Annotated in this window: 23 protein-coding genes; 14 read left to right on the forward strand and 9 right to left on the reverse strand. The window is 72.6% G+C overall.

Annotated features, from left to right (window positions below):
- The first annotated feature begins 206 nt into the window (after positions 1-206).
- From gatC to OG753_RS29070, 5 genes are all read left to right on the forward strand, one after another.
- The gene (gatC, locus tag OG753_RS29050; RefSeq protein ID WP_030010586.1) at positions 207-503 is read left to right on the forward strand and encodes an Asp-tRNA(Asn)/Glu-tRNA(Gln) amidotransferase subunit GatC; all 297 of its coding nucleotides are present in this window, start codon (positions 207-209) and stop codon (positions 501-503) included.
- Between the two features lie 5 nt (positions 504-508).
- The gene (gene gatA / locus OG753_RS29055; RefSeq protein WP_327264571.1) at positions 509-2002 is read left to right on the forward strand and encodes an Asp-tRNA(Asn)/Glu-tRNA(Gln) amidotransferase subunit GatA; all 1494 of its coding nucleotides are present in this window, start codon (positions 509-511) and stop codon (positions 2000-2002) included.
- Positions 1999-2244 (forward strand): hypothetical protein, encoded by a 246-nt coding sequence (locus OG753_RS29060; protein WP_033224566.1) that lies wholly within the window; start codon positions 1999-2001, stop codon positions 2242-2244. Before gatA ends, OG753_RS29060 begins: the two co-directional genes overlap by 4 nt.
- A 38-nt stretch (positions 2245-2282) precedes the next feature.
- Positions 2283-3773, forward strand: coding sequence for an Asp-tRNA(Asn)/Glu-tRNA(Gln) amidotransferase subunit GatB (gene gatB, locus OG753_RS29065; RefSeq protein ID WP_327266946.1), 1491 nt, complete (start codon positions 2283-2285; stop codon positions 3771-3773).
- A gap of 121 nt (positions 3774-3894) precedes the next feature.
- A complete protein-coding gene (locus OG753_RS29070) occupies positions 3895-4410 on the forward strand; it encodes a hypothetical protein (RefSeq protein WP_229876333.1) in 516 nt (171 codons plus the stop codon).
- Between the two features lie 126 nt (positions 4411-4536).
- Here OG753_RS29070 and OG753_RS29075 read toward each other — a convergent pair whose 3' ends face one another.
- The 3 genes from OG753_RS29075 to OG753_RS29085 form a co-directional block, all read right to left on the reverse strand.
- A complete protein-coding gene (locus tag OG753_RS29075; RefSeq protein WP_405790729.1) occupies positions 4537-6438 on the reverse strand; it encodes a protein kinase domain-containing protein in 1902 nt (633 codons plus the stop codon).
- Between the two features lie 245 nt (positions 6439-6683).
- On the reverse strand, positions 6684-7295 hold the full coding sequence (locus OG753_RS29080; RefSeq protein WP_327264576.1) for a GNAT family N-acetyltransferase: 612 nt from the start codon (positions 7293-7295) through the stop codon (positions 6684-6686).
- On the reverse strand, positions 7292-9412 hold the full coding sequence (locus tag OG753_RS29085; protein WP_405792849.1) for a penicillin acylase family protein: 2121 nt from the start codon (positions 9410-9412) through the stop codon (positions 7292-7294). Before OG753_RS29085 ends, OG753_RS29080 begins: the two co-directional genes overlap by 4 nt.
- A 142-nt stretch (positions 9413-9554) precedes the next feature.
- On the opposite strand from OG753_RS29085, the gene OG753_RS29090 reads away from it, so the two are divergent.
- Positions 9555-10289, forward strand: a complete 735-nt coding sequence (locus OG753_RS29090) for a siderophore-interacting protein (RefSeq protein ID WP_327264577.1) — start codon at positions 9555-9557, stop codon at positions 10287-10289.
- Between the two features lie 119 nt (positions 10290-10408).
- Here OG753_RS29090 and OG753_RS29095 read toward each other — a convergent pair whose 3' ends face one another.
- The 3 genes from OG753_RS29095 to OG753_RS29105 form a co-directional block, all read right to left on the reverse strand.
- The gene (locus OG753_RS29095; protein ID WP_405790731.1) at positions 10409-10681 is read right to left on the reverse strand and encodes a hypothetical protein; all 273 of its coding nucleotides are present in this window, start codon (positions 10679-10681) and stop codon (positions 10409-10411) included.
- A 194-nt stretch (positions 10682-10875) separates the two neighbouring features.
- Entirely contained in the window at positions 10876-11376 is a 501-nt protein-coding gene (locus tag OG753_RS29100) for a DinB family protein (RefSeq protein ID WP_327264579.1), read from the reverse strand.
- Between the two features lie 16 nt (positions 11377-11392).
- The gene (locus OG753_RS29105; protein ID WP_327264580.1) at positions 11393-12229 is read right to left on the reverse strand and encodes a GNAT family N-acetyltransferase; all 837 of its coding nucleotides are present in this window, start codon (positions 12227-12229) and stop codon (positions 11393-11395) included.
- Between the two features lie 55 nt (positions 12230-12284).
- On the opposite strand from OG753_RS29105, the gene OG753_RS29110 reads away from it, so the two are divergent.
- The 6 genes from OG753_RS29110 to OG753_RS29135 all read left to right on the forward strand — a co-directional run bounded on the left by OG753_RS29110 (position 12285) and on the right by OG753_RS29135 (position 19946).
- Complete coding sequence (locus OG753_RS29110; RefSeq protein ID WP_327264581.1) at positions 12285-12761, forward strand: signal peptidase I; 477 nt, start codon at positions 12285-12287, stop codon at positions 12759-12761.
- A gap of 179 nt (positions 12762-12940) precedes the next feature.
- Entirely contained in the window at positions 12941-15190 is a 2250-nt protein-coding gene (locus OG753_RS29115) for an MMPL family transporter (protein WP_405790734.1), read from the forward strand.
- Between the two features lie 39 nt (positions 15191-15229).
- Positions 15230-15784, forward strand: a complete 555-nt coding sequence (locus OG753_RS29120) for a GNAT family protein (protein ID WP_327264583.1) — start codon at positions 15230-15232, stop codon at positions 15782-15784.
- A gap of 106 nt (positions 15785-15890) precedes the next feature.
- Positions 15891-16463: a hypothetical protein gene (locus OG753_RS29125; RefSeq protein WP_405790736.1), complete on the forward strand. Its 573-nt coding sequence runs from the start codon at positions 15891-15893 to the stop codon at positions 16461-16463.
- Positions 16464-16641: 178 nt separating this feature from the next.
- The gene (locus OG753_RS29130) at positions 16642-16824 is read left to right on the forward strand and encodes a hypothetical protein (RefSeq protein WP_327264585.1); all 183 of its coding nucleotides are present in this window, start codon (positions 16642-16644) and stop codon (positions 16822-16824) included.
- A gap of 59 nt (positions 16825-16883) precedes the next feature.
- On the forward strand, positions 16884-19946 hold the full coding sequence (locus tag OG753_RS29135) for an AAA family ATPase (RefSeq protein ID WP_405792851.1): 3063 nt from the start codon (positions 16884-16886) through the stop codon (positions 19944-19946).
- Here the strand turns inward: OG753_RS29135 and OG753_RS29140 are convergent.
- The 3 genes from OG753_RS29140 to OG753_RS29150 all read right to left on the reverse strand — a co-directional run bounded on the left by OG753_RS29140 (position 19909) and on the right by OG753_RS29150 (position 22561).
- On the reverse strand, positions 19909-20100 hold the full coding sequence (locus OG753_RS29140) for a DUF6191 domain-containing protein (RefSeq protein ID WP_405790738.1): 192 nt from the start codon (positions 20098-20100) through the stop codon (positions 19909-19911). The genes OG753_RS29135 and OG753_RS29140 overlap by 38 nt on opposite strands.
- 30 nt (positions 20101-20130) lie before the next feature.
- Positions 20131-21366 carry a PQQ-dependent sugar dehydrogenase gene (locus tag OG753_RS29145; RefSeq protein ID WP_405790740.1) on the reverse strand — a complete coding sequence of 412 codons (1236 nt, stop codon included), beginning with the start codon at positions 21364-21366 and terminating at the stop codon, positions 20131-20133.
- A 187-nt stretch (positions 21367-21553) separates the two neighbouring features.
- On the reverse strand, positions 21554-22561 hold the full coding sequence (locus tag OG753_RS29150) for an aldo/keto reductase (protein WP_405790742.1): 1008 nt from the start codon (positions 22559-22561) through the stop codon (positions 21554-21556).
- 73 nt (positions 22562-22634) lie between these two features.
- Here OG753_RS29150 and OG753_RS29155 point away from each other — a divergent pair, with 73 nt between their 5' ends.
- Complete coding sequence (locus OG753_RS29155; RefSeq protein ID WP_327264591.1) at positions 22635-23582, forward strand: 2-hydroxyacid dehydrogenase; 948 nt, start codon at positions 22635-22637, stop codon at positions 23580-23582.
- Between the two features lie 281 nt (positions 23583-23863).
- Positions 23864-26752, forward strand: a complete 2889-nt coding sequence (locus tag OG753_RS29160) for a putative bifunctional diguanylate cyclase/phosphodiesterase (protein WP_405790744.1) — start codon at positions 23864-23866, stop codon at positions 26750-26752.
- The last annotated feature ends 39 nt before the right edge of the window (positions 26753-26791 follow it).

Raw genomic sequence — 26791 nt, forward strand, 5'->3', positions numbered from 1 at the left:
CCCCCGCACCCCGCCCGCCTCACACGCCGGCGGGGCTGGAAGATCCAGCCCCGCCGGCGTGTGAGGCGCGGGTCCGGGCGGAGCCCGGGAGGCTCCGCGCCGCGGCCCGTCCCGGCATCCGCGCAAACCGTTTCGCAGGCCGAGCGCCCGGCCCCATAGGATTGGGTCCGAAACGAAACATCCACCCACCCCCAGAGGATCGCTGCATGCCTGGCATTACGCGCGAGGAGGTCGTCCACCTCGCTCGGCTGGCGCGCCTTGAGCTGTCCAGCAACGAGCTGGATCACTTCGCCGGACAGCTCGGCGACATCATCGGCGCGGTCGCCCGTGTCTCCGAGGTCGCCGACCAAGACGTCCCGCCGACCTCCCACCCGCTGCCGCTGACGAACGTCATGCGCGCGGACGAGGTCCGTCCTTCGCTCACCCCCGAGCAGGCGCTCTCCGGTGCTCCCGCCCAGGAGCAGCAGCGTTTCAAGGTGCCGCAGATCCTGGGGGAGGACTAACAATCATGGTCGACATCATCAAGCTCACGGCCGCCGAGACCGCCGGGAAGATCGCCTCCGGCGAGCTCACGGCCGTCGAGGTGACCGAGGCCCACCTGGCCCGCATCGACGCCACCGACGAGAAGGTCAACGCCTTCCTGCACGTGGACCGCGAGGGCGCGCTCGCCCAAGCCCGCGCCGTCGACGCCAAGCGCGCGGCCGGCGAGAAGCTCGGCCCGCTGGCCGGCGTGCCCCTCGCCCTCAAGGACATCTTCACCACGGTCGGGATCCCGACGACCGTCGGTTCGAAGATCCTCGAAGGCTGGATCCCGCCCTACGACGCCACCCTGACGCGCAAGCTGAAGGAAGCCGACGTCGTCATCCTCGGCAAGACCAACATGGACGAGTTCGCCATGGGGTCCTCCACCGAGAACAGCGCCTACGGCCCCACCGGCAACCCGTGGGACCTCACCCGGATCCCCGGCGGTTCCGGCGGCGGCTCCGCGGCGGCCCTCGCCGCCTTCCAGGCCCCGCTCGCCATCGGCACCGACACCGGCGGTTCCATCCGCCAGCCCGCCGCCGTCACGGGCACGGTCGGCGTGAAGCCCACGTACGGCGGTGTCTCCCGCTACGGCATGGTCGCCTTCTCCTCCTCCCTCGACCAGGGCGGGCCCTGCGCCCGTACGGTCCTGGACGCGGCCCTCCTGCACGAGGTGATCGCCGGGCACGACCCGCTCGACTCCACCTCCATCGACGCCCCGGTCCCGCCGGTCGTCGAGGCCGCCCGCAACGGCTCGGTGGCCGGTATGCGCGTCGGTGTGGTCAAGCAGTTCGCCGGTGAGGGCTACCAGGCCGGTGTCGTCCAGCGCTTCAACGAGTCGGTGGAGCTCCTCAAGGAGCTCGGCGCCGAGATCGTCGAGCTGGACTGCCCGTCCTTCGATCTCGCGATGGCCGCGTACTACCTGATTGCGCCGTCCGAGTGCTCCTCGAACCTGGCCCGCTTCGACGCCATGCGCTACGGCCTGCGCGTCGGCGACGACGGCACCAAGTCCGCCGAGGACGTCACCGCCCTGACCCGCGAAGCCGGCTTCGGCGACGAGGTCAAGCGCCGCATCATCCTCGGCACGTACGCGCTCAGCTCCGGCTACTACGACGCGTACTACGGCTCCGCCCAGAAGGTCCGCACCCTCATCACGAAGGACTTCGAGAAGTCCTTCGAGCAGGTCGACGTGATCGTCTCCCCGACGACCCCGACCACCGCCTTCCCCATCGGCGAGCGCACCGACGACCCGCTCGCCATGTACCTCGCGGACCTGTGCACCATCCCGACCAACCTGGCCGGCAACTCCGCCATGTCGCTGCCCTGCGGCCTGGCACCGGAGGACGGTCTCCCGGTCGGGCTCCAGATCATCGCCCCGGCGATGAAGGACGACCGGCTCTACAAGGTCGGTGCGGCCGTCGAGGCCGCCTTCGTCGCACGCTGGGGTCACCCGCTGCTTGAGGAGGCACCGTCCCTGTGAGCACCAGTGCACTGACCAAGGCCAAGGGCTTCAAGAAGTCCAAGACCGGCACCTACCTGTCGATCGGCACCACCGCCTTCGGCGCGATCAGCGTGATCAAGCAGGTCAAGAAGGCCCGCAGCGAGAACGACGTGCTGAAGCTGGTCGACGCCGCCGTGTCCGCCGCCGCCATCGTCACCGGCCTCGCGATCCTGTACCGCGAGCTGAAGCGCCTGGGCGACGACGACGTCCTGCTGGGCTGAGAGGGAATAGTTTCACCGTGAGCACCTACACCGAACTGATGTCGTACGAGGACGCTCTCGCCTCGTACGACCCCGTCATGGGCCTGGAGGTCCATGTCGAGCTCGGCACCAAGACCAAGATGTTCTGCGGCTGTTCCACCGAGCTGGGCGCCGAGCCCAACTCGCAGACCTGCCCGACCTGCCTCGGTCTGCCCGGCTCCCTGCCGGTCGTCAACGCGATCGGCGTCGAGTCGGCCATCAAGATCGGCCTCGCGCTGAACTGCGAGATCGCCGAGTGGTGCCGCTTCGCCCGGAAGAACTACTTCTATCCGGACATGCCGAAGAACTTCCAGACCTCCCAGTACGACGAGCCCATCGCCTTCAACGGCTTCCTGGACGTCCAGCTGGAGGACGGCGAGATCTTCCGCGTGGAGATCGAGCGCGCCCACATGGAGGAGGACACCGGCAAGTCGCTGCACGTCGGCGGCGCCACCGGCCGTATCCACGGCGCGTCCCACTCCCTGCTGGACTACAACCGCGCCGGCATCCCGCTCATCGAGATCGTCACCAAGCCCATCGAGGGCGCGGGCGAGCGGGCACCCGAGGTCGCCAAGGCGTACGTCGCCGAGCTGCGCGAGGTCATCAAGGCGCTCGGCGTCTCCGAGGCCCGCATGGACAAGGGCCAGATGCGCTGCGACGTGAACCTGTCGCTGCGCCCGACCCCGGAGTCCGAGTTCGGCACCCGCTCGGAGACCAAGAACGTCAACTCCCTGCGTTCCGTCGAGCGCGCGGCCCGCTTCGAGATCCAGCGCCACGCGGCGGTGCTCTCGTCGGGCGGTTCGATCGTGCAGGAGACCCGGCACTTCCACGAGGAGGACGGCTCCACCACGGCCGGCCGCATCAAGGACAACGCCGAGGACTACCGCTACTTCCCGGAGCCCGACCTGGTCCCCGTCGCCCCGGCCCGCGGCTGGGTCGAGGAGCTGCGCGGCGGTCTGCCCGAGATGCCGCGCGTGCGCCGCAACCGGCTCCGCGAGGAGTGGGACGTCACCGAGCACGACATGCAGTCGATCCTCAACGCGGGCGCGGTGGACTCCATCGTCGCCACGATCGAGGCGGGTGCCGACTCGGCCGCCGCACGCAAGTGGTGGATGGGCGAGCTGGCCCGCAACGCCAACGAGCAGGGCGTCGTCGTCGACGAGCTGCCGATCACCCCGGTGCAGGTGGCCCGGGTCGCGGCCCTGGTCGCCGACGGCTCGCTCAACGACAAGCTGGCCCGCAAGGTCCTCGAAGGCGTCCTCGCGGGTGAGGGCACCCCGGACGAGGTCGTCGAGAAGCGCGGCCTGAAGGTCGTCTCGGACGAGGGCGCGCTGGGCGCGGCCGTGGACGAGGCCATCGCGGGCAACGCGGCCATCGCGGACAAGATCCGCGGCGGCAAGATCGCTGCCGTCGGCGCCCTGGTCGGAGCGGTCATGAAGACCACCCGCGGCCAGGCGGACGCGGCGCGCGTCAAGGAGCTCATCCTGGAGCGCCTGGGCGTCTCCGAATAGTCCCGTTCACGTACGGCGCCCCCGCACCGGATCTCCCGGTGCGGGGGCGCCGTCGTTCAGACTGGGTGCGGGGTGATCGCGTACGACGGGCACGCGGTCGGTGGAGTCGGGGGATGTGCCGGTGGAGATCGGTTCGATGGTCATCGCGGTGGCGGGCGTCGCGGGCACGCTGGGCGGCGCGCTGCTCACCCAGCGGGGTGCCGAGCGCACGAAGCGCCGTGAGATCGAGCTCGTGCGCGCCCACGACGAGAAACGCGAGAACCGGACGCTGCGGCGCACGTGTTACGCGGACCTCAACCGGGACGCCCGGCAGTTCACCACCGCCCTCAACCGGCATCTGCACACGATGCGGGAACGCGGTGTCGAGGACGCCGACCGGGGCGCGCTCGACGCCGCGAAGGACGCCTTCCGCGACCGCTACTCAGAGGCGCAGATGATCGCCCCCGACCCGGTCCTCGCGCCCGCGACGGTGGTCCACCACGCCCTGACCGCCGTCTATGGGCAGGTGAAGCGGCTGGAGCGGGGCACTCCGGAGGCGGGGGAGTCGATGGAGTCGGCGGTGGAGGCACAGCAGGGGATCTGGGACCCGCTCCGGGAGATGCGGGCGGCCATGCGCGCCGACCTAGGCGTGGGCTGAGGCGCCGCGGCCTCGGTGCTGCCGGGCGCACGGGTCGCGGAGCCGCCCATCGGGCAGCTTCCGTTCGCCGAGCGCCCGGCCGAACGGGCCGTGCTGTAAGCGGGTTCCTGTCGGACTACGGCGCCGTCAGCGCTTGAGGACCGGGGCGGCGATGACGGCGTTGCCGGTGTTCCGGCAGCCCTCCTCCACCTTCAGGCGCAGGCGCAGGGCCCCCTTGATGTCCAGGGACTTGGTGACCGGCTTGCCCAGGTGGACCGCCTCGGAGAAGAGGGCGGGCTTGTCGTCCACGGAGATGGTCACGCGGGCCTGTTCCATGGTCGAGCCGTCGTCGACGCCCACGGTGAACTCCAGCGTGGACCACGCCCGGTTCACGTCGTACTCGATCGTCGCACCGTAGTAGCAGCTGCCGAGGAGGGCGGCTCCGTACTCCTTCGTGTTCAGCTTGGCGGAGCCCACTTCGAAGTGCCGGACCGCTCCGACCGACGACAGCACGGTCAGATCGGCCACGTTGCTGTCCTTGACCGAACCCGGCGTCCCGGGGCTCGACGAGCCCTCCGGAGCGGCGGATCCGCCGGGCGAGGCTTCGGAGGCCGTGGGGTCGGCGGACTCGCTCGCCCGCGCCGACGGCGAGGAAGGCGACGCCGGTGCCTGTGGTGCGCTCGTCCCGCCGGGCTTCCCGCCCCCCGCGGTGTCGTCCTTGTCCTTGTCGCCCAGGAGCTGTACGCCGACGACGGCGAGGGAGGCCAGCACCAGTACCGCGGCCACCGAGCCGAGGATCAGGCCGGTCCGCCGCTTCTTCTGCGGGCGCACGGGCTCCGGGGCGGGGGCCGGGCTCAGGTTGTACGTGGGGCCGTACCCGGCGGGCACCGCCGGCTCCGGCTCCGGCTCCGGCTGCGGAACCGGGACGGGGACGGGGGCAGGAACGGGGGCCGGGGCGGGCGCCGTGGGCTCCGGCGCGGTGACCGGCTCCGACTGCACGGGCTGCACGGGCTGCGCGGCCGGGGCGTACGCGGGCGGAGCCGCCACCGGCGCAGCCGCGGGCGGCGGGGTGAACGGCTGCGGCGGCACCACCGGCGGCGGCGGGGCGGCCGGCCTCGGCGGAGCCGCCGGGGCGGCCTGCTGCGAGGTCGCCGTGGTCGTGGAGACCACCGCGTGGCGGACGTCCTTCATCCAGCCGGCCAGGCTCACCGGCCGCTTCCCCGGATCGGCCGCGTAGATCGAGGTGATCCGCGCCCGCTGCTCGGAGTCCAGCACGGCGATCTGCGGCAGCCCGGTCAGCGCCTGCGCGAGCTGCTCCGGCGTTGCGGGCGGGGACTGCCCGCTCAGCAGGAAGTACGCGATCGCCCCGAAGGCGTACCGGTCCGTCCCCGGTGTCCGCTTGCCGTCGAAGACCTCGGGCGCCGCGTAGCCCGGCGTGAACCAGACCTCGGCCGTCTGGTGGTCGGCGGTCAGCTTGCTGAGGCCGAAGTCCACCAGGGTGGCCTGCCCGTGCGCGTCGACCATCACATTGCCGGGGGAGAGGTCGCCGTGGATGACCTGGCGCCCGGACGGGGTGGCCTTCCCCGAGTGCAGCCAGTCCAGTACGTCGGCCAGCTGCTCCAGCGTGCGCATCACCTCACGCCGCTCGGCGGCGGTGGCCAGCGTCCGCTCGGCCCGCCAGTCCCGCAGGTCGAGCCCGTCGACGTGGTTCATGACGAGGACGAGCGCCCGCCCGGTCAGCGTCGAGGACTCCCCGGGCCGGTGGATCGGAGGGCCCTCGAAGTGCTCCCGCACGCCCACGACACCCGGCCGGTGGACGAACCGCAGCAGCTCGGCCTGCTCGTTCCACTTCTGGCTGATCCGGTCGAAGATGTCCGGCGTGATGGTCGTCTTGGAGTCGAGCACCTTGACTACCACGGGCTCGGATCCGCCCGCGAGTTCGATCTCGGCCAGATACAGCACGGCTTCCCCGCCGCGCCCGATCGAGCGGAGCAGACGGTACCGGTCGGCCGCCGAATCCGGACCGATGTGCAGGTTCTGACTGGTCAATGTCCCCCACCTCAAGCTGCATTGATAGACCATCAGCTTCACGGGGGGAGGCGCGCGGGGTCAATCGGAATCGGCAATCCCCGTCGCGGTTCACCCTCTTGTAGGCGGGCCACCGGCTGCCGGGCGGCGGTCTCCGGGACCGCCGTCGCCCCCGGCCCCGGACACGCCGCCGGGCGCCCGGCTCGTGGAACCGCCCGGTGGGCGGCATCCGTTCGCCGGACGCCCGGTCGAAGAGGAGGTTCCGGTCAGCCGGCTGCCGGCGCCGCCCCCGGAGCGGTGAAGAAGGCCAGCCGGGCCGGCTTGGCCGGGAGGTAGACCTCGGGCAGGTCGATCTCCGGGAGCACGACCTCCGGCCCCAGGACGAACCCGGTGCGTTCCATACGGGCGATGGCCTTGGTGTTGCGGGCGTCCGGCTCCACGACCACGCGGCGCGCGACGCCGTCGGAGAACACGAACCCGATGAACGCGGTCATCAGGAACCCGGTGAAGCCGGGCTCGGCCGCCCCCTCGGTCGGGCCGATCAGCAGGTGCACGCCGACGTCCCCGGGCTGGACCTCATAGCACTCGCTGACCCGGTCCTCGGCGCAGTCGTACGTCTGGAACAGCGCGACCTGCTCGCCGTCGCGGCCGACCATGTAGGCGTGGTGGGTGGTGCGGCGGTCGACGTCCTCGTAGATCTCCTGGACCAGTTCGCGGCTGGCCTCGCCCATGCCCCAGAAGCGGGCGCGCTCCTGCGTGACCCAGCTGTGGATCAGCGCGGAGTCGGCGGCCGGGTCGACGGGGGTGATGGTGATGGTGCCGAAGCCCTCGACGACCTGGGTGTGCACGGGCTGTCCGACGGAGGGGGCGGAGGTCATATCGATTCCTTGGTGAGACGGGTCCAGTCGGTGACGACGGGGACGAGTTCGCACTGTGCCCACAGGGGCAGCTGGTCGCGGTGGTGGGGGGAACCGGTGACGCCGTCCGCGCCCAGCGGGACCGCCCAGAGGCTGTCCTCGCGGCGGGCGAGGTCCCAGACGTAACGCGCCGCCGATGCGCGGGCGGTGAGGTCGGTGAAGCCGGGAACGGCGGAGGTGGCGTTCACGCAGTCGTGGTCCCCGCCGAGGCCGGGCCACTCCACGGGCTCCCGGTCGGGCACGGCCTGCCAGGGGGTGAGGCGGTGGACCTGCGACCAGGCGGTGTCGGGGGTGCCGGCCGCGGCCGTCTCCTCCAGCGCGGCCCGGACGTGCGCGGCACGGTCGAGACCGGGGACGAGGGAGGTGGTGAGCAGGCCTTCGAGGGCGTAGCCGATCCGCGGGACCAGGTACAGCCAGGGGTGGAAGACGGCCGGGCCGGTGGGAGCCCCCCACAGTCCTTCGAAGACGGGGTCGGCGGCGAAGCGGCGTACGGTCGCGCTGCGGAAGGCCGAGAAGACGGTGGCGTCGGTGCTGTCGGCCGCCATGTGCCGGTCCCAGGCGAGCAGCCGGGTGCGCAGGGCCTGCGCCGCCGGGGTCAGGTCCTCGAACCCGGGCAGCAGGGCGAGCAGCGGAGCCGCCGAGGCCAGGTGCGTGTCCCGGTGTACGTCGGCCATCGCCTTCGGGGACCAGTCCGCGGAGCCGCTGAGCAGCTCGCGGATGCGGTTGGCGCGGTGCGGGGGCGCGAACTCCACGCCGAGCGGGGAGGCGATCCCGCGCGCGTTCGCCATGACGGCGAAGCCCTGCACCGGCTCGACGGGGGTCGGGGCCCAGCCCTGCCAGTCGTGCTGCGGGTCCCAGGCGGGCACGGGGCGCAGCCGGTTGGTGCGGTGGCGCAGCGGCACGGCGCCCGCGACGCGGTGCAGCAGGCCGCCCTCGGTGTCGGCGGCGTGGACGACGTTGACCGGCTCGGCCCAGCGGTCGAAGGCGCGGTCGATGTCGGCGACGGTGCGGGCCCGCAGCAGCGCGGGAAGGGCCGCGAAGCCGAGGTCCAGGCGGACCCGGGGCGGGTAGCGCAGGGAGAGGGTCTGGGCGCTGCCGTCGGCGTGGCCCTCGACGTCGGCGTGCACGTCCGCCCCGAGGTCGCCGTCCGCGTGGATGATCACGGGGCCGCGGGGGGTCTCCAGGACCTCCACCTCGACGTCGTCGCCGTCGGCGACGGTGATGGTCTCGGTGTGGCGGGAGACGGGCTCCCAGACGCCGTCCGTACCGAGAGCCCGGACGGTGCCGTCGTCCTCCCGGCGCAACTGCTCGACGTACAGGTCCTGGTAGTCGGACATCGCGTTGGTGATGGCCCAGGCGGCGGTCCCGGTGTGCCCGAAGTGGCCGAGGCCGGGGACGCCGGGGACGGCGAGGCCGATCACGTCGTATTCCGGGCAGGAGAGACGTATCTGCTGGTAGACGCCCGGGTCCTCGATGAACCGGTGCGGGTCGCCGGCGATGATCGCCGAGCCGGTGGTGGTGCGGTCGCCCGGGACCAGCCAGCCGTTGCTGCCGGCGGTGCCGGGGCCGTCCGTGGCGAAGAGGGTGACCGCCTCGTCGCCGAGGGCGCGGGCGACGCGCTCGCGCCACAGCTTGGTGGCGAAGCCGGCGAACAGGATGTGCGTGGCGATCCAGATGGCGAGCGGGACCCACGGCTCCCAGGGGGTGGGGGCGAGGCCGGTGCGCGCGAAGCGTTCGTCGCGGGCGGCGCCGGCGGCGAGCCCCTCGTTGACCCCGTCCACGTAGGCGCGGACCCAGGCGGCGGTGGCGGGGTCGTCGGCCTCCATGGCCCCGTAGCAGCGGCGGGCCGTGTCGGCCAGCCGGGACTGGCGGGCGAAGCGGTCCCAGGTGACGGCGTCCGCACCGAGGAAGGAGGCGCTGGAACCCTCCGCGCGGTGCCGTTCGACCTCCAGCTGCCAGGCGCGGTCGTAGGCGGTCACGCGGCCCTGGGCGTGGACGAGCCGGAGTTCGTCGACAGCGCGCAGGTGGGGCACGCCCCACTGGTCGCGGTAGACACCGTAGGATTCCGGGGTCTCCACAGGGGGCTCGCTCCGGTCCGTTGCGTACGACTGCGCGTCGCCGCTCTCGCTGCTGGCACTGCTCACGCTGCTCACACTCTTCCCCGACGTGCGTTTAGGTTAGGCTGACCTAACTATAGGGGCGCTAGGGGAGGGGTTGGACATGGCGGTCGGCAAGGGCTGGGAGGGCGTGGTCCTCAAGCTCATGCGGGGCAAGGACTTCACGTTCACGGTGACGGGAGCGGAAGACCTCACAGGGAACTACCGCCGCGTGAGCTTCACGGACGGCGGGCTGCTGGCGGCCGCCGGTGAGTCACTGCATCCGACGATGTGGGTGCGCGTCTGGTTCCAGGGTGCGGGCAAGCCGCACCAGCGGGCGTACACCCTGGTGGACCCGGACCCCGAAGCGGGCACCTTCAGCTTCGAGTTCGCCCTGCACGACGGGGTCGCCAGTGCCTGGGCGCGCGACGCGAAGCCGGGCGACACGATAGACGCCACCGTCCAGGGAACCGGATTCACGGCCCCCGCGCCGGCCCCGGAGCGCCTGCTCGTCATCGGGGACCCGGCGTCCCTCCCGGCGATCAACTCGCTGCTGGACACGTACCCGCAGACCCCGGCGACCATCTGGTTCGAGACGCAGCACGACTCGGACGAGCAGTTGCCGATGCGGGTGGAGCAGGGCCGGCACGACATCCGCCGGGTGCGGCGCGACGGTACGGCCCTGGCCGACCGGGTGCGGGCCGAGCTTCCCGAGCTGGCCGGGGACCCGGAGTCGGCGTACGTCTGGCTGGCGTGCGACACGGCGACGACGCGCGCCCTGACGGCGTACCTGCGCAAGGACCTCGCACTGCCCAAGCACCGGGTGAACGCGCTGGGGTACTGGCGGCCGGCGGCCTGAGGCCGAACCGGGAGCCCCCTTCCGCGGTCCGTCCGGCACCGCACGGTGCCGGACGGGCAGGAGAAGGGGGCCGCCGGTTCGGTACGTCGGCAGGCCGGTGGGTCCGGGCCCGGCTGCGGCTACTGGACGGACACCTTGCAGGCGCTCACCGCGGTTCCGTTGGTCACACCGCTCTTGGTGAGGCCGCTCACGCACTCCTCGTGCTCGCCGGAGTAGCCGACGGAACACGCCGTGCGGACCGCTTCCGGGGCCTCGCCGCCCTGTAGCTCCCGCTCGACCTGGTTGATGCAGGCCGAGACGTCCGCGTGGGCGGCGGGGGCCGTGAAGGCCGCGCCACCGAGTACGAGGGCCAGGCCGCTGAGGACACCTGCGATACGGGTCGACGTGCGCATGGACGCACCTGCTCTCCGGGATCGTCGCGCGGCCCGGGACCGGAAGGCGCCGGATCCGCGTGGGAACTGCGCCGGGCGCACGCGGCCGCCGTGCGGCCGCAGGGCCCGGGTCCCCGGCCCGGACCGGCTCGGCAGGGAAATCCCCTCCTCCGTCCGACGCTAGAGCAGCCCTCCGCGACACGCACCCGCAGGACCTACGCGCCGGTGGTGCCGTCGATGCCCTCGCGCAGGAAGTCGGCGTGGCCGTTGTGACGGGCGTACTCGTGGATGAGGTGGAGCATCACCAGGCGCAGCGAGGCCTCCTCCTGCCAGCTCGGCACGTACGCCGTCACGTCCAGGGACCCGGCGGCTGCCTCGATGCGGCGGGCGTGCCCGACCTCCTCCTCCCAGGCGGTGAACGCCTCGGCCCGGGTGGCCCCCGAGGCGTCGTAGGCGGCCTGGAAGTCGTGGGTGTCCGACCACCGGTGGGGCAGGTCCTCGCCGCCCAGGACGCGGCGGAACCAGTGCCTCTCGACCTCGGCCATGTGCCGGACCAGCCCCAGCAGGGACAGCGTGGACGGTGGCATCGACGCGCGGCGCAGCTGCTCGTCGGTGAGCCCCTCGCACTTCAGGGCCAGGGTGGCCCGGTGGTAGTCGAGGAAGGTCCGGAGGGTCTCGCGTTCGTCGCCGGTCAGGGGCGGGCTGATGCGTTCCATGAGGCGATCCTGCCGCTCACCCCAGGGCCCGACAAGATCCGCCGGATGCGGCCCGGGGGGCGGTCCACAGGTACGGCACCGTCACGCCCAGCACCCCGAAGCCCAGCCGTTCCAGGATCGGGCGGCTGTCGTCGGAGGCGTCCACCTGCAGGTACGGGATCCCCAGCTCCGCCGCCAGGCGGGCGCGGTGGGCGACCAGCAGCCGGTAGATGCCCCGGCCCCGCCACTGCGGGAGCGTGCCGCCGCCCCAGAGGCCTGCGAAGGACGTGCCCGGCCGCATCTCCATCCGGGCCGCGCTCACCGGGGTCCCGCCCGCCATGGCGAGCACCGCGGCGATGGTGTCCGGCTCCTCGAGCAGCCGGCTGAGCAGCTGCTCCCGGATCCGCGGCCGCTCCGTCCCGAAGGCGCCCGCGTGGACCTCCATCATCAGGTCGACGCCGGCCTCGTCCGTCACCACCCGCAGCGTGATGCCCTCCGGCGGTTCCACCGGCAGCTTCGCGAGCTCGGACGTCAGGCCCACCATCAGCGTCTCGGGCGGCTCCGGCACGAAGCCCGCCGCCCTCAGCCGGTCCCCGAGGTCCGCCGGACCGTCGTGGCCGTACAGCTTCCACTCGAACTCCGGGCACCCGCGCCCCTCGAAGAACGCCACCTGCGCAGCGATCTCCGCGTCCGCCGTCTCCTCGTCGAGGTCCGACCAGAGCACGGCGTTCCAGCCGAGCCCGGGCACGGTGTGCCGTACGACGGCCCCCGCCCGCTCCACGCTCGCGTGCGGGGCGTCCGCCTGCGCACCCTCGCGCACCTCGGCGTCGAACCGGGCGCGCACCTTCAGCAGTTCATCAAGACCGATCGTCATAGGCCCAGCTCACCAGTGTCCCGGCAGTCACCACAACTGCATTAGCCTCACCCCCGTGCATCACGACTCCGCCATCTACACCGGTAAGGCCACCCCCGACGCCGCGGCCGACCGTGGCTGGCTCCTCGGTCACTTCAAGGACCCCTCCGATCCCCGTCACAGCGAGGACGTGGAGATCAAATGGGGGGTTCACCCGAAGGGTGACCAGCGGGAGCGGTGGGCGACCGCCGAGAGGCGCACCGCGCTGCTGGTGCTGATCAGCGGACGCTTCCGGCTGGAGTTCCCCGGCCGCACCGTCGTCCTCGCCGAGCAGGGGGACTACGTGCTCTGGGGGCGCGGCGTCGACCACTCCTGGTACGCCGAGGAGGACGCCGTGGTCCTCACCGTCCGCTGGCCCTCGATCCCCGGGTACCGGGTGGACGAGCCCGAGGGGCACGCGGAGGCCGAGGCCGAGGGGCACGCGGAGGCCGAGCCCGAGGGGCAGGGGCAGCGGCAGGGGGAGGCCGAGCCCGCGGGCAGCCCCGTGCTGTGACGATGCACACGAAAGGGGCCAACGATCACGAAACGCTGAGATCGTGCAGGGTGTAGACCATCTGTGCCGAACCTGCCGGGGTGATCCCCCGGGCCCCTCGGCCGGGCCTTCACGCGTTCATGCGTTCTTTGCGACGGGCTGCCCCCGGTAAAGACCCGAACCACCAGGGAGCACGTCCGTTGGCTGTAATAGCACGCTGGTGCATGCGCCATCGCCTCCTCGCCGTCCTGATCTGGCTGCTCGCACTCGGCGCGACCGCAGCGGCCGCGGCGACCACCGGGTCGGCGTTCTCCAACGACTACGAGGTCCCCGGCACCGAGTCCGGCAAGGCGAACGCCCTCCTGCGCGAGGGCTTCCACGGCCAGGGCGGGGACACCGACACCATCGTGTGGCGGGCCCCGGACGGGCAGAGCGTGCGCACCCCGGACACGGAACGGCGCATGACCCGCGCGCTCGAGGCCGTCGCCGGGCTCCCCGGCGTCGGATCGGTCGCCGGACCCTACGGTCCGGGCCCCGAGAACGCCGCACGGATCAGCCCCGACGGGCGCACCGCCTACGCCGTGGTGACCTTCGACCGGCAGGCGGACTCCGTCCCCAAGGCCCAGGCCCGGGCGGTCGTCGACGCCGCGAAGAACCCCACCACCGAGACCGGCGGTCTCCAGGTCGAACTGGGCGGCCGCGCCATCCAGCTCACCGAGGCCCCCACTGCGCACCTGGCCGAGGTCATCGGCGTCGCCGTCGCCGCCCTGGTCCTCTTCCTCGCCTTCGGCTCGCTCGCCGCGAGCCTGCTGCCCATCGCGACCGCCCTGGTCAGCGTGGGCACCGCCTACTTCGGCATCACCCTCCTCGGGCACGCGATGCCGGTCGCCGACTTCGCCCCGATGCTCGGCACCCTCATCGGCCTCGGCGTCGGCATCGACTACGCGCTGTTCATCGTCACCCGGCACCGCAAGGCCCTGGCACGGGGCAGCACCGTCGAGGAGGCGGCCGCGAACGCCGTCGCCACCACCGGCCGGGCCGTCGTCTTCGCCGGTGCCACCGTCTGCATAGCCCTGCTCGGCATGCTGGTGCTGCGGCTGAAGTTCCTGGACGGCGTCGCGATAGCGGCCTCCGTGACGGTGGTCCTGACGGTCGCCGCCTCGGTCACCCTGCTGCCCGCCCTCCTCTCGTACATCGGCACCCGCGCCCTCTCGCGTCGCGAACGCCGCAGGCTCGCCGCCGAGGGCCCGGCCCCCGAGCAGACCTCCGGCTTCGCCGTCCGCTGGTCCGCTTTCGTCGAACGGCACCCCAAGCTGCTGGGCGTCATCGCCACCGCGGTCATGCTGGTACTGGCCGTGCCCACCCTCTCCCTCCACCTGGGCACGTCCGACCAGGGCAACAACCCGGCCACCTCCACCACCCGGCAGGCCTACGACCTGCTGGCGCAGGGGTTCGGTCCCGGTACCAACGGCCCGCTGACCGTCGTCGCCCGGCTCGACGGCGCCGGCGACCGGCTCGCCGTCGACCGGCTGGCACAGGCGCTCCGTACGGCCGAGGGCGTCGCCTCCACCGGCCCCGCCGTCCTCAACCGCAGCGGCGACACCGCCGTCCTGACCGTCGTACCGGACTCCGCCCCGCAGTCCCGGGCCACGAGCGACCTCGTCGACAGGCTCCGCCAGGACGTCATCCCGGTTGCCGGGCAGGGCAATTCCATGGAGATCCACGTCGGCGGCGTGACGGCCGCCTACGACGACTTCGCCGAGGTCATCATCGGCAAGCTGCCGCTCTTCGTCGGCGTGGTCGTCGCCCTCGGCTGCGTGCTCCTGCTGCTGGCCTTCCGGTCCATCGGCATCCCGCTGAAGGCGGCGGCCATGAACATCGCCGCCGTCGCCTCCTCCTTCGGCGTCGTGGTCGCGATCTTCCAATGGGGCTGGGGCAGCGAGCTGCTGGGCCTGGGCAGCGCCGGGCCGATCGAACCCTTCCTGCCCGTGATCATGGTGTCCGTCCTCTTCGGGCTGTCGATGGACTACCAGGTCTTCCTCGTCAGCCGGATGTACGAGGAGTGGCTGGAGACCGGTGACAACCGGCGGGCCGTGCGCGTGGGCCTCGCCGAGACCAGCCGGGTCATCAACTCGGCCGCCGTCATCATGATCTCCGTGTTCCTGGCCTTCGTACTCAGCGGCGACCGGATCATCGCGATGTTCGGCATCGCGCTCGCCGCCGCCGTCGCCCTCGACGCCTTCGTGCTGCGCACCCTCCTCGTCCCGGCCCTGATGCACATGCTCGGCGGGGCAAACTGGTGGCTGCCCGCCTGGCTCGACCGGCGCCTGCCCCGGATCAGCATCGAGCCCCCCGAACACCGCCCGCATGCGAAACTTCCCGGGCAGCGGCCCGCCGCGGACCTCGCCACGAGCGAGGACCGCGCCGAGCCCGCCACCACCTCCCGGTGATCCGGCCACCCGCCGCCCGAGACCCAAGGAAGACCGCGCATGTTCTCGATAGATCTCGCCGAAGACGCCCAGTTGTTCCCGCTGGAGGCCCGGCACGCCCAGGAGTTCTTCGCGCACATCGAGCGCGGACGTGAATTCATCGGCCAGTACGTCGGCTTCCCGGACCGCTCCACCGACCTCGACTCCGCCCGGGCCCTGCTGGCCAAGTACGCGGTGAAGGCGGGGGAGGACGGTGCGCGCTTCTTCGGCATCCGGCTCGACGGCACGCTCGTCGGCGGGGTCCTCTTCCCGGCGTTCGACGCGGAGAGCGGCAACTGCGAGATCGGCTGCTGGCTGGAGCCCGACGCGGCCGGCCGCGGCCTGATCACCAAGGCCTGCCGGGTCCTGATCGACTACGCCTTCGGCGAGCGCGGCATGCACCGCATCGAGTGGCACGCAGCCTCCGGCAACAAGAAGAGCCTCGCCGTGGCCGCACGCCTCGGCATGAGCCGCGAAGGCGTCATGCGGGAGAACCACCTCCACCGCGGGGTCCGCCAGGACACCGAGGTCTGGTCGATCCTCGCCCACGAGTGGGCCGCGACCCGATCCGCCTGATCCCCGCACGGGCCCCGCCGGGCGCGGGGCCCGCGAAGTCCGCGTCCGCAGCCACGGCCCGCGGATTCTCAGAAGAATCTCAGACAGGGCGCCTACGGTGCCCCGCATGGACACCACGAAGACCCCCGCCCCGAACGCCTCCGAGGCGGACACCACCCCGGCCGACCTCACCAAGGCCGAGACCCCCGAGCCGGCCGAGGCCGACACCGCCGTCACCGACGAGGTCACCGACGCGGACCTCGACGACGAGGCGTTCGCCGAGGACCGGGAGCCCGGCCACGTCGGATCCGCGGCCTCCGCGATCGTCGCCGCGGGTCTGGGTGTCGTCGCCCTCAGCGGGAGTTGGGTCGCGGGCATCGTGTCCGAGCGCGCGAGCGTCGCCGCCCGGCTCGAGCTGAGCCAGGCCGCCGACGCCAATGCGCAGATCGCCGCCCAGTTCGTCGACCCGTGGCACACCACCGCGATGGTGAACGGCATCTTCTCCGCCCTCGCCCTGATCATCGCCATCTTCGTGCTGGCCCTCCCCGCCTTCAGCAGCCCCGAGCGCATCCTCCCGACCTGGGTGCGGTCCGTCTCCTGGGCCGGCATCGGACTGGGCGCCCTCGGCGTACTGCTCTTCGTCCTCATGTACTTCGACCTCCTCCTCGCCATCCCCAAGGCGGCGGGCGCGGGCGCCTAGGCACGGCCTAGGCACTGCCTTAGGTCCGCACGGACCGCCCCGGGGCTCCACGGCCCCGGACTAAGGCCCCCCGCCCCCGGCAGATGCGGCATGCGACCGATGTGCCGGTACCCCCTGGGACGCGAATCTTGGATCACACCGAACGAGGTGTCCGGGAAACGCGACCAGGGAGCACGAGATGTTCGAGTACGAAATCGCCACCGCCGTCCGCAGCGCCGACCTCATCCGCGAGGCTGCCGAATACCGCACGGCCCACGCGGCCGGGAACGCCCACCGCGCCTCCTCGCCCGGCCAGGGCCCCCGAAGGCCGGTGAGCACGCTCCGGAGCCGGTTCACCCGCTCCGCGCCCCGCGCCGCGTGACCCCACGCGTGATCATGAGCGCACCGGCGACCAGTGCCGCCGGGCAGGACCTCTGTGCGATGCTCGGCGACGTGGAGACCAGATCTGTCAGCCCGGTGTTCGTCGGCCGAGCCGACGAACTGGCCGTACTCACCGACGCACTGGCCCGCGCCGCGGGCCAGGAGCCGCAGGCGATGCTCGTCGGGGGAGAGGCCGGAGTCGGCAAGACCCGCCTCACCGAGGAGTTCCTCTGCGAGGCGGACCGCCGCGGCGCCGTCGTCGCCGTCGGAGGCTGTGTGGAGATCGGGGCGGAGGGACTTCCCTTCGCCCCTTTCTCGACGGCGCTGCGCACCCTGCACCGCCTGCTGCCCGGGGAGCTCGCCGCCGCTGCCGCCGGCCACGAGGACGAACTCGCCCGGATCCTCCCCGAACTCGGCGACACCCCGCGCGGCCCGCACGACGAGGAGAGCACCGCCCGGCTCTTCGAACTGACGGCCCGCATGCTGGAGCGCCTCGCCGCCGACCGGACCGTCGTCCTGGTCCTGGAGGACCTGCACTGGGCGGACACCTCCACCCGGCACCTGCTCTCCTACCTCTTCCGCGCCCTCGGCAGCGGCCGCCTCGTCATCGTCGCCACCTACCGCGCGGACGACGTGCACCGGCGCCACCCCCTGCGCCCGCTCCTCGCCGAACTCGACCGGCTCCGCACCGTCCGGCGCATCGAACTGTCCCGCTTCAACCGGGCCGAGGTACGCCGCCAGCTCGCCGGCATCCTCGCCGCGGAGCCCGACGAGGACTTCGTGGACTCCGTCTTCGACCGGTCCGACGGCAACGCCTTCTTCGTCGAGGAACTCGTCGCCTCCAAGGAGAGCGGCTGCCGCACCGGACTCACCGAATCCCTGCGCGACCTCCTCCTCGTCCGCGTCGAGGTGCTCCCCGACGAGACCCAGCGCCTGGTGCGCATCGTCGCCGAGGGCGGCTCCACCGTGGAGTACCCGCTGCTGCGCGCGGTCGCCGGGCTCACCGAGGACGAGCTGATCGAGGCGCTGAGAGCCGCGGTCGGGGCCAACATCCTGCTCGCCACCCCCGACGGCGACGGCTACCGCTTCCGGCACTCGCTGGTCCGCGAGGCCGTCAGCGACGACCTGCTCCCCGGCGAGCGGGCCCGCGTCAACCGCCGCTACGCCGAGGCCATGGAAGCCGACGGCACCCTCGTCCGTGCCGAGGAGCGGATCATCCGGCTGGCCAGCTACTGGTACCAGGCGAACGATCCCGCCAAGGCGCTGCCCGCCGTACTGGCCGCCTCCGTCGCGGCCCGGCGCCGGCACGCCTACTCCGAGCAACTGCGCCTGCTGGAGCGGGCCGTGGACCTGTGGGACAGCGCTCCCGAGGACGTCCGCGACGCCCTCCACCCGGCGGACTTCACCGAGGTGTACCCGCCCGGCGGCTGCGACCCGGCCACCACCGCGCTCCAGCGGCTCGACCTGCTGGCCGAGGCCACCGTCACGGCGCGCTACGGCGGGGAGCGCGATCGCGCCCTGAAGATCACGAAGACGGCGCTGCGCATGCTGGAGGACGACCACGAACCCCTGCGGGCCGCCTGGTTCTGGACCGAGCGCTCCCGGCTGATCGCGGGCCTCGGGCGCGGCGACGGCTGGCAGGAGATAGCCAAGGCGCAGGAGCTCGTCCGGGGGCTGCCCCCGTCGCAGGTGCACGCCGAGGTCCTGGTCCGGGCCGCGAGCTGGGGCATGCTCCACAAGCCGGGCCCCGACAACCTCGCCGCCGCCGAACGCGCGGTCGAGTACGCGCGCATGGTCGGCGCCGAGGAGACCGAGCTCAACGCCCGGATCACGGCCGGAGCCCTGCTCATCGACGCCGGCGACGGCCCGGGCGGCCTCGCCGAAATGCACGCGGTACGGGAACGGGCCACGAGCCTGGGCCTCACCATGCTGGCAGGGCATGCACATATCAACCTCACCTCTCAGTTGGAAAGCCTGGGCCGGTCCCGCGAAGCCGTGGAACTGGCCGAACAAGGGGCCGAACTGGTGCGCAGGTCCCGGCTCCTGGACAGCGAGGCCTGGGTCTGCGGGAACATGGCCGAGAGCCTCTACAGCCTCGGCCGCTGGGACGAGGCAGCCGAGGCGGCCCGGCGCACCCTGCTCGTCGGCCAGAGCGCGGCCCCGCGCGGCTCCGCCACCGCACGGCTGGCCTATCTGGCCCTGGCCCGCGGTGAGTCGACGGAGGCGGCCCACCAGCTCGCCGCCGCCCACGCCCACTTCGGCACGGACGAGACACAGCCCCAGCACCGGATACCGCTCCACCGCCTCGCGGTCGGAGTGGCCGCGGAAGAGGGCCGGATCGCCGACGTCCGCACCGAGACGTCCGCTGCCGTCGCCTCCGGATTCCCGCTCGGGCAGCACCGCTACGCCTGGCCGCTGCTGCTCGCCGCCGCCACCGCGGAGGCGGACGCCCGGGGGCTGCCCGCCGCCGAGGCCGGCCGGGACGCCGCCCTCGACGTGCTGCGCACCGCCGCCCACTCCCTCGCCACGCCGGTCCCGGTGTGGACCGCCTACGCCGAGTACGTCCGGGCCGAACTGCTCCGGGCCGAGGCCCGGGACACCGTCGCCGACTGGGCCGGCGTCGAGAAGGCCGTCCGCCCGCTGGAGCGCCCGTACCTGCTGGCCAAGGCCTGCCACCGGCACGCGGAGGCCCTGCTGGCCGCCGGTGACCGGGAGCCCGCGGCCGCCCTGCTCCGCGAGGCCCACACCACCACCGAGCGCATCGGCGCACGAAGGCTCCGCGAGGACCTGGCCCTGCTGGCCCAGCGCGCCCGGCTCCCGCTGACGGCCGCCGACCCGGCCGCCCCGCCGCCCGCACCGGAGACCGACCCGGCCGAGGCACTCGGCCTGACCAGCCGGGAACGGGACGTCCTACGGCTGGTGGCGGCCGGCAGCACCAACCGGAAGATCGCCGAGGAGCTCTTCATCTCCCCGAAGACGGCGAGCGTGCACGTCTCGAACATCCTGGCCAAGCTCGGTGTCACCGGCCGCGGCGAGGCGGCCGCCCTCGCCCACCGGCTGCGCCTGTTCGCCGAGCCCTCCCCGGTCAGCCCCCGCCCGGAGGCTGATCGTCCAGGCGTATGAGGACCTTGCCGGAGTCGAGGTCTATCGGACCCCGTCCCGGATCGTTGTCATTGACGTCGGTCCGGGACATCTCCAGCCGCTTCTTCTCCTCGTCGGTGTGTTTGCGTCCCGGGTTGAACAGCTCCTCGATCAGGTTGAACACCGCGCCCACCATGCCCTTCGTCCCCGTCCGGGGACATGCCGGTCACCGCACCGTGAGGGTGAGGATCCGATCGTCGGCCGCTTCCGGCGACCCGCGCCCGTCCGTCTCGCTCGTGACCAGCAGCATGCGGTCCCCGCCGAGGGGCACCACCGTCCGCAGCCGTCCGTACTCACCTTCCAGGAAGGCCTCGGGCTCCGCCACCGGCGCACTACCGGCCAACGGGATGCGCCACAGCCGCTTGCCCCTCAAGCCGGCCATCCAAATCGAACCCTCGGCCCAGGCGATCCCGCTCGGCGAGGCCTCGTCGGGCTTCCACACCGCCACCGGATCCCGGAAACCGGGCAAGCCCGCCTTCCCCTCGGCCTCGGGCCAGCCGTAGTTGGCACCGGGCTCGATCAGATTCAGCTCGTCCCAGGTGTTCTGGCCGAACTCGGCCGCCCACAGACGCTTGTCCTTGTCCCAGGCGAGGCCCTGCACATTGCGGTGCCCGTAGGAGTAGACGACGGAGTCCGCCTCCGGGTTGCCGTGCACCGGATCTCCGTCCGGGGTCATCCGCAGGATCTTGCCGCCCAGCGACTTCTTGTCCTGCGCGAGCCCCGTGTCACCGGTCTCGCCCGTCCCCGCGTAGAGCATCTTGTCCGGGCCGAAGGCGATCCGGCCGCCGTTGTGGATGCGACCCTTGGGAATGCCCCGGAACACCGTGTCCGGCGCGCCCAGTTGCTGCCCGGCAGGCCTCTGCTCGTCATAACGCAGCCGGGCGATGCGGTTGTCGGACTCGGTCGTGAAGTACACATACACCAGCCGGTCCGAAGCGAACGCGGGCGACAGCGCGAGGCCCATCAGCCCGCCCTCGCCGCCAGGAGCCACCCCCGGCACCTTGCCGATCTGCGTCACCGCGCCGGAGCCCGCCGCGACCCTGCTGATCGTCCCCTTGTCCCGCGAGGCGACCAGCAGGTCCCCGTCGGGCAGCGGGGCCACGCCCCACGGCGACTCCAGGCCCTTGGCGACCTCGCCGGTCACCGTCACCGCCCCCTTCGCCGGCGGACCCGTGGCCTCGGGCGAGGCGGACGGTCTCCCCGACGGGCCGGGTGACTTGGATCCGGCCGCGGCCGTGCCCGGTGGTGAGCCGCCCGGCCCCGCACCCGGGGCGCCCTCCGGTGAGCAGCCCGCCGCCAGCAGGGCGCCGCAGCCGGCCAGCGCGAGCGCCGCCAGCACACCCCGGCGCCGCCCGCCCGCGCCCTCGGACTCCGTCTGCCCGGGAGAACTTCCGTATCGCATCGCCCTGCTCCCTTCCGGTCCTCCGATCCTGCCTTCCATCTGTCTCAACAGCTCCGGCAGTTCGCGAAGTTCCGCCACTCGTACACTCGATCGAGTGGATGTGGTTCGGCCCCGGCCGCCCGCATCGGCGCCGGAACCCGGGCCCCGATCCGGCCCCGATCCGGCCCCGATCCGGCCCCGGCCCGGGTCAGTCCCAGGCTCCCACCTCGACCGGGAGGGCCGCGATCTCTGCCAGGTCCCCGGCAGAGAGCCTGACCTCCGCCGCCCGCGCGTTCTCCGCCGCCCAGGACGCCCGGTCGGCCCCCGGCACCGGCACCACCTGGGGCCCTTGCGCCAGCACCCACGCCAGCGCCACCTGCGCGACCGTGACCTCGGGACCGTGCCGCCGCGCCACCCGCCGCAGCCCCGCCAGCAGCACCTGGTTCGAGGCCATCGCCTCCGCCGTGAACCACGGGTGCCGGGCCCGCACGTCCTGCGGCTCGAAGCCCTCACCCGGCGTGAGGGTCCCCGTGAGGAACCCGCTGCCCAGCGGCATCGCCGCCAGGAACCCCACCCCGCGCGCCGCGCACCACGGCAGCAGCTGCCACGCCGCCTCCGGCGACCACACCGACAGCTCCGCCTGCACCGCGCTCACCGGGAACACCTGCTGCAGCCGCTCCAGGTGCCGCAGGGTCGTCCGGTACCCCCGGTCCCTGCTCCGCCCCGCCCCCGGCCCGGCCCCGGCGCCCAGTGCGCAGAAGCCGAGCGCCCGCACCTTGCCCGCGCCCACCAGCTCCGCCATGGCGCCCCAGGTCTCCTCCACGGGGACGTCCGGGTCCACCCGGTGCAGCTGGTAGAGGTCTATGACCTCGGTCCGCAGCCGCCGCAGCGATGCGTCGCAGGCCCGCCGCAGGTAGCCGGGCCGGCCGTCCGCGACCACGTGCTGGTCGCCCGCCCGCAGGCCCACCTTGGCCGAGACGAACGCCTCGGACCGCCGTTCCCGCAGCACCCGCCCGAGCAGCAGCTCATTGGTGTACGGCCCGTACACGTCGGCCGTGTCCAGCAGGTTCGACCCCAGGTCCAGTGCCGTGTGCACGGCGGCCACGGACTCCTGCCCCCGCCGCCGCGAGGGTGCGTACGCCCAGCTCATCGGCATACAGCCGAGGCCGATGGCGCCCACGCTCAGTGCCCCCGCCCCGATCGACCTGCGCTCCACCCCTGCGTCCCCCTCCGGCTCCGGCCATCAAACTAACGGCTTGATCCGGATGCCTTGGCATAGCCTCGTGATCATGACTGCAATGACCCCGGATGTCTGGCTCCCGTTCCCCGCCGAGGAGATCGAGGGCCTTCCCGACTCCTTCCGGTACCGCCTCTGGGACGGCGAGGACGCCTTCCCGGCCGATCCGGCAGACTGCGTCTTCTACGTGACGCCCTACATGAAGTCCCCCGAGGTGACCGTGCGCCCGCTTGCGGCGATGCCCGCGGTCCGGGTCGTCCAGACCCTGACCGCCGGAATCGACCACGTACTGGGCGGCCTCGGCGACCTGCGACCCGGCGTACGGCTGTGCAACGCCGTCGGGGTCCACACGGCCAGCACCGCCGAGCTCGCCCTCGCGCTGACCCTCGCCTCCCTGCGCGGCATTCCCGGCATGGTCCGTGGCCAGGACCGCGAGGAATGGCGCTCCGGGTTCTACGACGCCCTTGCCGACAAGTCGGTTCTGATCATCGGCTACGGATCCATCGGCTCCGCAATCGAGGACCGGCTCGTGGCCTTCGAATGCGGGCCGGTCGCACGCGTGGCGCGGACGGCGCGGACCACCGCCCGCGGCCCCGTGCACGCCCTCGCCGACCTGCCCGGGCTCCTGCCGCAGGCCGACGTGGTGATCCTCGTGACACCGCTGACCGACGCCACCCGGGGCCTGGCCGGTGCCGACTTCCTCGGCCGGATGAAGGACGGCGCCCTGCTGGTGAACGTCTCGCGCGGCCCCGTCGTCGACACCAAGTCCCTTCTGGCGGAGGTGGAGTCGGGCCGGCTGCGGGCGGCACTCGACGTCACCGACCCGGAACCGCTGCCCGCGGGCCACCCTCTCTGGCATGCTCCGAATGTCCTGATCACGCCTCATGTCGGCGGCAGCAGCTCGGCGTTCGAGCCGAGGGCCAAACGTCTGCTGGCCCGCCAGCTCACCCGGTTCGCAGCCGGAGAGCCCGTGGAGCACACGGTGTTGATCACCGAGTGAGGCGTGCTGTGCACGCTCCGCTGTCACCCGAATGCTTAGGGTGTGTGCAACTCCCCGCGCGGTAACGGAGAGTAGAGGGACTATGTCCCTGAGTGACGAAAGTGGTGTATCGTCCGGAAGAAGGGGCTGCGCCACGAACGTCTGGCGCTGGGGAGTGTCGGACACTTTGGGGGGCGACGGGCGATGTACGGCCAATGGACGAAGGATCCGATGCGGCACAGCCGCCGAAGGCGACGCTGCCGGGACTGGGCTGCACCGGAACCAGCCGGCGAGGGGGACCGGTGAGTACCCCGGGGGCGGCTCTCCTGAACCGTCCGTCCGTCTCGGGCGGAGGCAAGGGCCTGGCGATGCAGCTGCTCCTCGCGGTGGTCAGCGGCGGGTATGCCGTCGGCGCCGCCCTCAACTGGGGTTCGGAGGAAGTCGCCGAGATCATGGGCGACTTCGGGCTCAGCGCGGCCGGACTGCTCGCCGCCGTCTCCTGCTACTCGTACGCCAGGGCGATCGACAGCCGTGAACGCCCCGCCTGGCTGCTCTTCGCCTTCTCCTCCCTCATGGGCGCCTGCGGCAACGCGGTCTGGGGCTGGTACGAGGTGGTCCTCGGTGAGGAGGTGCCCAAACCCTCGCTCGCCGACTTCGCCTTCCTCTGCTTCGCCCCGCCCGCCATCGTGGGCCTGCTCGTCCTCGCCAAACGTCCGGTCACCCGCGCCGGCTGGGTGTGCCTGGGACTCGACTCCTGGCTCATCGGCGGCTCCCTGCTCACCCTCTCCTGGAGCCTCGCCCTCGCCCACGCCGCGCGGACCGCACAGTCCGGCGCCCCCGGCAGCGTCCCGCGCGCCGCGCTCTCCCTCGCCTACCCGCTCCTGGACATCGCGCTCGTATCGATGGTCCTGGTCCTGCACTTCCGGCGCAGCGAGACCAACCGCTCCGCCGTCAACACCGCCATCGCGGCGCTGGCCCTGACCGTGCTCAGCGACGCCCTGTTCACCTCGCCCCTGCTCAGCGCCGAGTACCAGTCCGGACAACTGCTCGACGCCGGCTGGTTCGCCGGCTCGCTGCTGCTCGCGTACGCGCCCTGGGGCGCCCGGCGCATCCACCCGCCCCCGGAGCCGGCCGGGCGCCCGCGCCCGGACCGGTCCCACAGCCGCCCGATCACCGGCTCGCTGCCCGCCCTCACCCCGTACCTCGCGGCCGCCGTGTGCACCCTCGGCATCCTGTACAACGTCGTGGACGGCCGGAAGGTGGACCGGATGGTCGTCTTCACCGGCTGCACGGTCGTACTCGCGCTCGTCATCCGGCAGGGCATCATGCTCCTCGACAACATCGCGCTGACCCAGGAACTGGCCCAGAAGGAGAACCACTTCCGCTCCCTGGTCCAGGGTTCCAGCGACGTCATCATGATCGCCGCCCCCACCGGGACCCTGCGCTACGTCAGCCCCGCCGCCGCCGGGGTCTACGGCCGCGAGGCGGAGGAGCTGGTCGGCTCCGAACTCGCCACCCTGATCCACCCCGACGACCTCGGCCGGGTGGTCCACGAGGTGCGCCGCTTCCTCGCCGCACCGCCGGCCGAGGAGCCCACCACCCGCATCGAGTGCCGCTTCAAGTCCGGCGACGGCGAGTGGCTGAACGTGGAGTCCACGGTCAACCGCCACCAGGGCGGACTCATCCTCAACAGCCGGGACGTCACCGAGCGGGTCCGGCTCCAGGCCCAGCTCCAGCACAGTGCCGAACACGACCCGCTGACCGACCTGCCCAACCGGGCCCTGTTCACCCGGCGCGTCCGGCAGGCCCTGACCGGCCGGCGCGCGGGCGACCGCAGCACCGCCGTGCTCTTCATCGACCTCGACGGCTTCAAGGCGGTCAACGACACCATCGGCCACCAGGCCGGTGACGAGCTGCTTGTCGAGGCCGCGCGCAGGCTCCAGGACTCGGTCCGGGCCGGGGACACCGCGGCCCGCCTCGGCGGTGACGAGTTCGCCGCGCTGATCCTCGGCGACGGAAACCGCGATGCCAGTGCCCGCGAGTACCAGGTGCGGGAGATCGCCGACCGGCTGCGCACCACCCTCTCCCAGCCGTACCGGATCGGCGGCAGCGAGGTGCGCGTCGCCGCGAGCATCGGAGCGGCCTTCGCCGACCCCGGCATCACCCCTTCGGACCTGATGCGCAACGCGGATCTCGCCATGTACCGGGCCAAGGCGGGCGGCAAGGACCGCGTCGAGATGTACGCCCCCCAGATGCAGGCCGAGGTGGTGCGCAAGGCCGAGCTGGCGGGCAAACTGCGGACCGCGCTGCACGAGGGCGAGTTCGCCCTGCTGCATCAGCCCGTGGTCTCGCTGGCCACCGGCGAGGTGTCGGCCGTCGCCGCGCAGGCCCGCTGGCGCTCCGCCCAGGGGATCCTCTTCACCCCGGCGGAGTTCCTGCGGGTCGCCGAGTACAGCGAGGGCAGTGCCGGCGGCCCCGGCTCCGCCGGCCAGGACGCCTCGCGCACCGCCGAGCTCGGGCGCTGGCTGCTGGAGGAGGCCGTGGAGCAGGCCGCCGACCGGCACCGGGCCGGCCACGGCGTACCGGTGGCCGTGCGGATGACCGCGCAGCGGCTGCTGGACCGGTCCATGCCGCTCGGCTCCGTGGAGGCGCTGCTGACCCGGCACGGCCTGCCCTCCGGCGCCCTGGTGCTGGAGCTCGCCGTATCCGACCCCAGAGTGCCCTTCGATGACCTGGAGCGCCGCCTGACAGCTCTGCACCGGCTCGGGGTGGGTATCTCCCTGGACGGCTTCGGAAGCGGCTACGCGGCCATCAGTGCCCTGCGCCGCCTCCCCGTGGACATGCTCAAGCTGGACCGCGGGCTGGTGGAGGGCGTGGTCGAGTCCGCCCGGCTGCACAAGATCACCGCCGGTCTCTTGCGGATCGCAAACGACCTGGGCATGCGCTCCGTGGCCGACGGCGTGGACCTGCCCGAGCAGGTCCTGGCGCTGCGCGCGATGGGGTGCACACACGGCCAGGGAATGGCTTTTTCCGGCCCGCTCGACGAGTACAGGCTGCGGCGTGCGCTGGTGCGCGGTACGTTCCCAGTACCGGGCGGAGCAGCCCAGCCAGCACTGGCCGGAGGTTCCCCCGGGGGCTCGATGGCCATCCGCAGAGGCTCACATAATGAGACGCCCGTCCCACCTACTTGACATCACCCTCCCGCCAGAGGGAGGGTCAATGCCATGCGC

Source organism: Streptomyces sp. NBC_00029 (assembly GCF_045160505.1).
Classification (GTDB): Bacteria; Actinomycetota; Actinomycetes; order Streptomycetales; family Streptomycetaceae; genus Streptomyces.

What these genes read in the sequence shown, in the direction of transcription:
- gatC (WP_030010586.1), top strand. Translation starts at nt 207, where the DNA reads ATGCCTGGCATTACGCGCGAGGAGGTCGTCCACCTCGCTCGGCTGGCG.
- gatA (WP_327264571.1), top strand. Translation starts at nt 509, where the DNA reads ATGGTCGACATCATCAAGCTCACGGCCGCCGAGACCGCCGGGAAGATC.
- gatB (WP_327266946.1), top strand. Translation starts at nt 2,283, where the DNA reads ATGTCGTACGAGGACGCTCTCGCCTCGTACGACCCCGTCATGGGCCTG.
- OG753_RS29080 (WP_327264576.1), bottom strand. Translation starts at nt 7,295, where the DNA reads ATGACCTCCGCCCCCTCCGTCGGACAGCCCGTGCACACCCAGGTCGTC.
- OG753_RS29090 (WP_327264577.1), top strand. Translation starts at nt 9,555, where the DNA reads ATGGCGGTCGGCAAGGGCTGGGAGGGCGTGGTCCTCAAGCTCATGCGG.
- OG753_RS29095 (WP_405790731.1), bottom strand. Translation starts at nt 10,681, where the DNA reads ATGCGCACGTCGACCCGTATCGCAGGTGTCCTCAGCGGCCTGGCCCTC.
- OG753_RS29100 (WP_327264579.1), bottom strand. Translation starts at nt 11,376, where the DNA reads ATGGAACGCATCAGCCCGCCCCTGACCGGCGACGAACGCGAGACCCTC.
- OG753_RS29105 (WP_327264580.1), bottom strand. Translation starts at nt 12,229, where the DNA reads ATGACGATCGGTCTTGATGAACTGCTGAAGGTGCGCGCCCGGTTCGAC.
- OG753_RS29120 (WP_327264583.1), top strand. Translation starts at nt 15,230, where the DNA reads ATGTTCTCGATAGATCTCGCCGAAGACGCCCAGTTGTTCCCGCTGGAG.
- OG753_RS29125 (WP_405790736.1), top strand. Translation starts at nt 15,891, where the DNA reads ATGGACACCACGAAGACCCCCGCCCCGAACGCCTCCGAGGCGGACACC.
- OG753_RS29130 (WP_327264585.1), top strand. Translation starts at nt 16,642, where the DNA reads ATGTTCGAGTACGAAATCGCCACCGCCGTCCGCAGCGCCGACCTCATC.
- OG753_RS29135 (WP_405792851.1), top strand. Translation starts at nt 16,884, where the DNA reads ATGCTCGGCGACGTGGAGACCAGATCTGTCAGCCCGGTGTTCGTCGGC.
- OG753_RS29140 (WP_405790738.1), bottom strand. Translation starts at nt 20,100, where the DNA reads ATGGTGGGCGCGGTGTTCAACCTGATCGAGGAGCTGTTCAACCCGGGA.
- OG753_RS29145 (WP_405790740.1), bottom strand. Translation starts at nt 21,366, where the DNA reads ATGCGATACGGAAGTTCTCCCGGGCAGACGGAGTCCGAGGGCGCGGGC.
- OG753_RS29155 (WP_327264591.1), top strand. Translation starts at nt 22,635, where the DNA reads ATGACTGCAATGACCCCGGATGTCTGGCTCCCGTTCCCCGCCGAGGAG.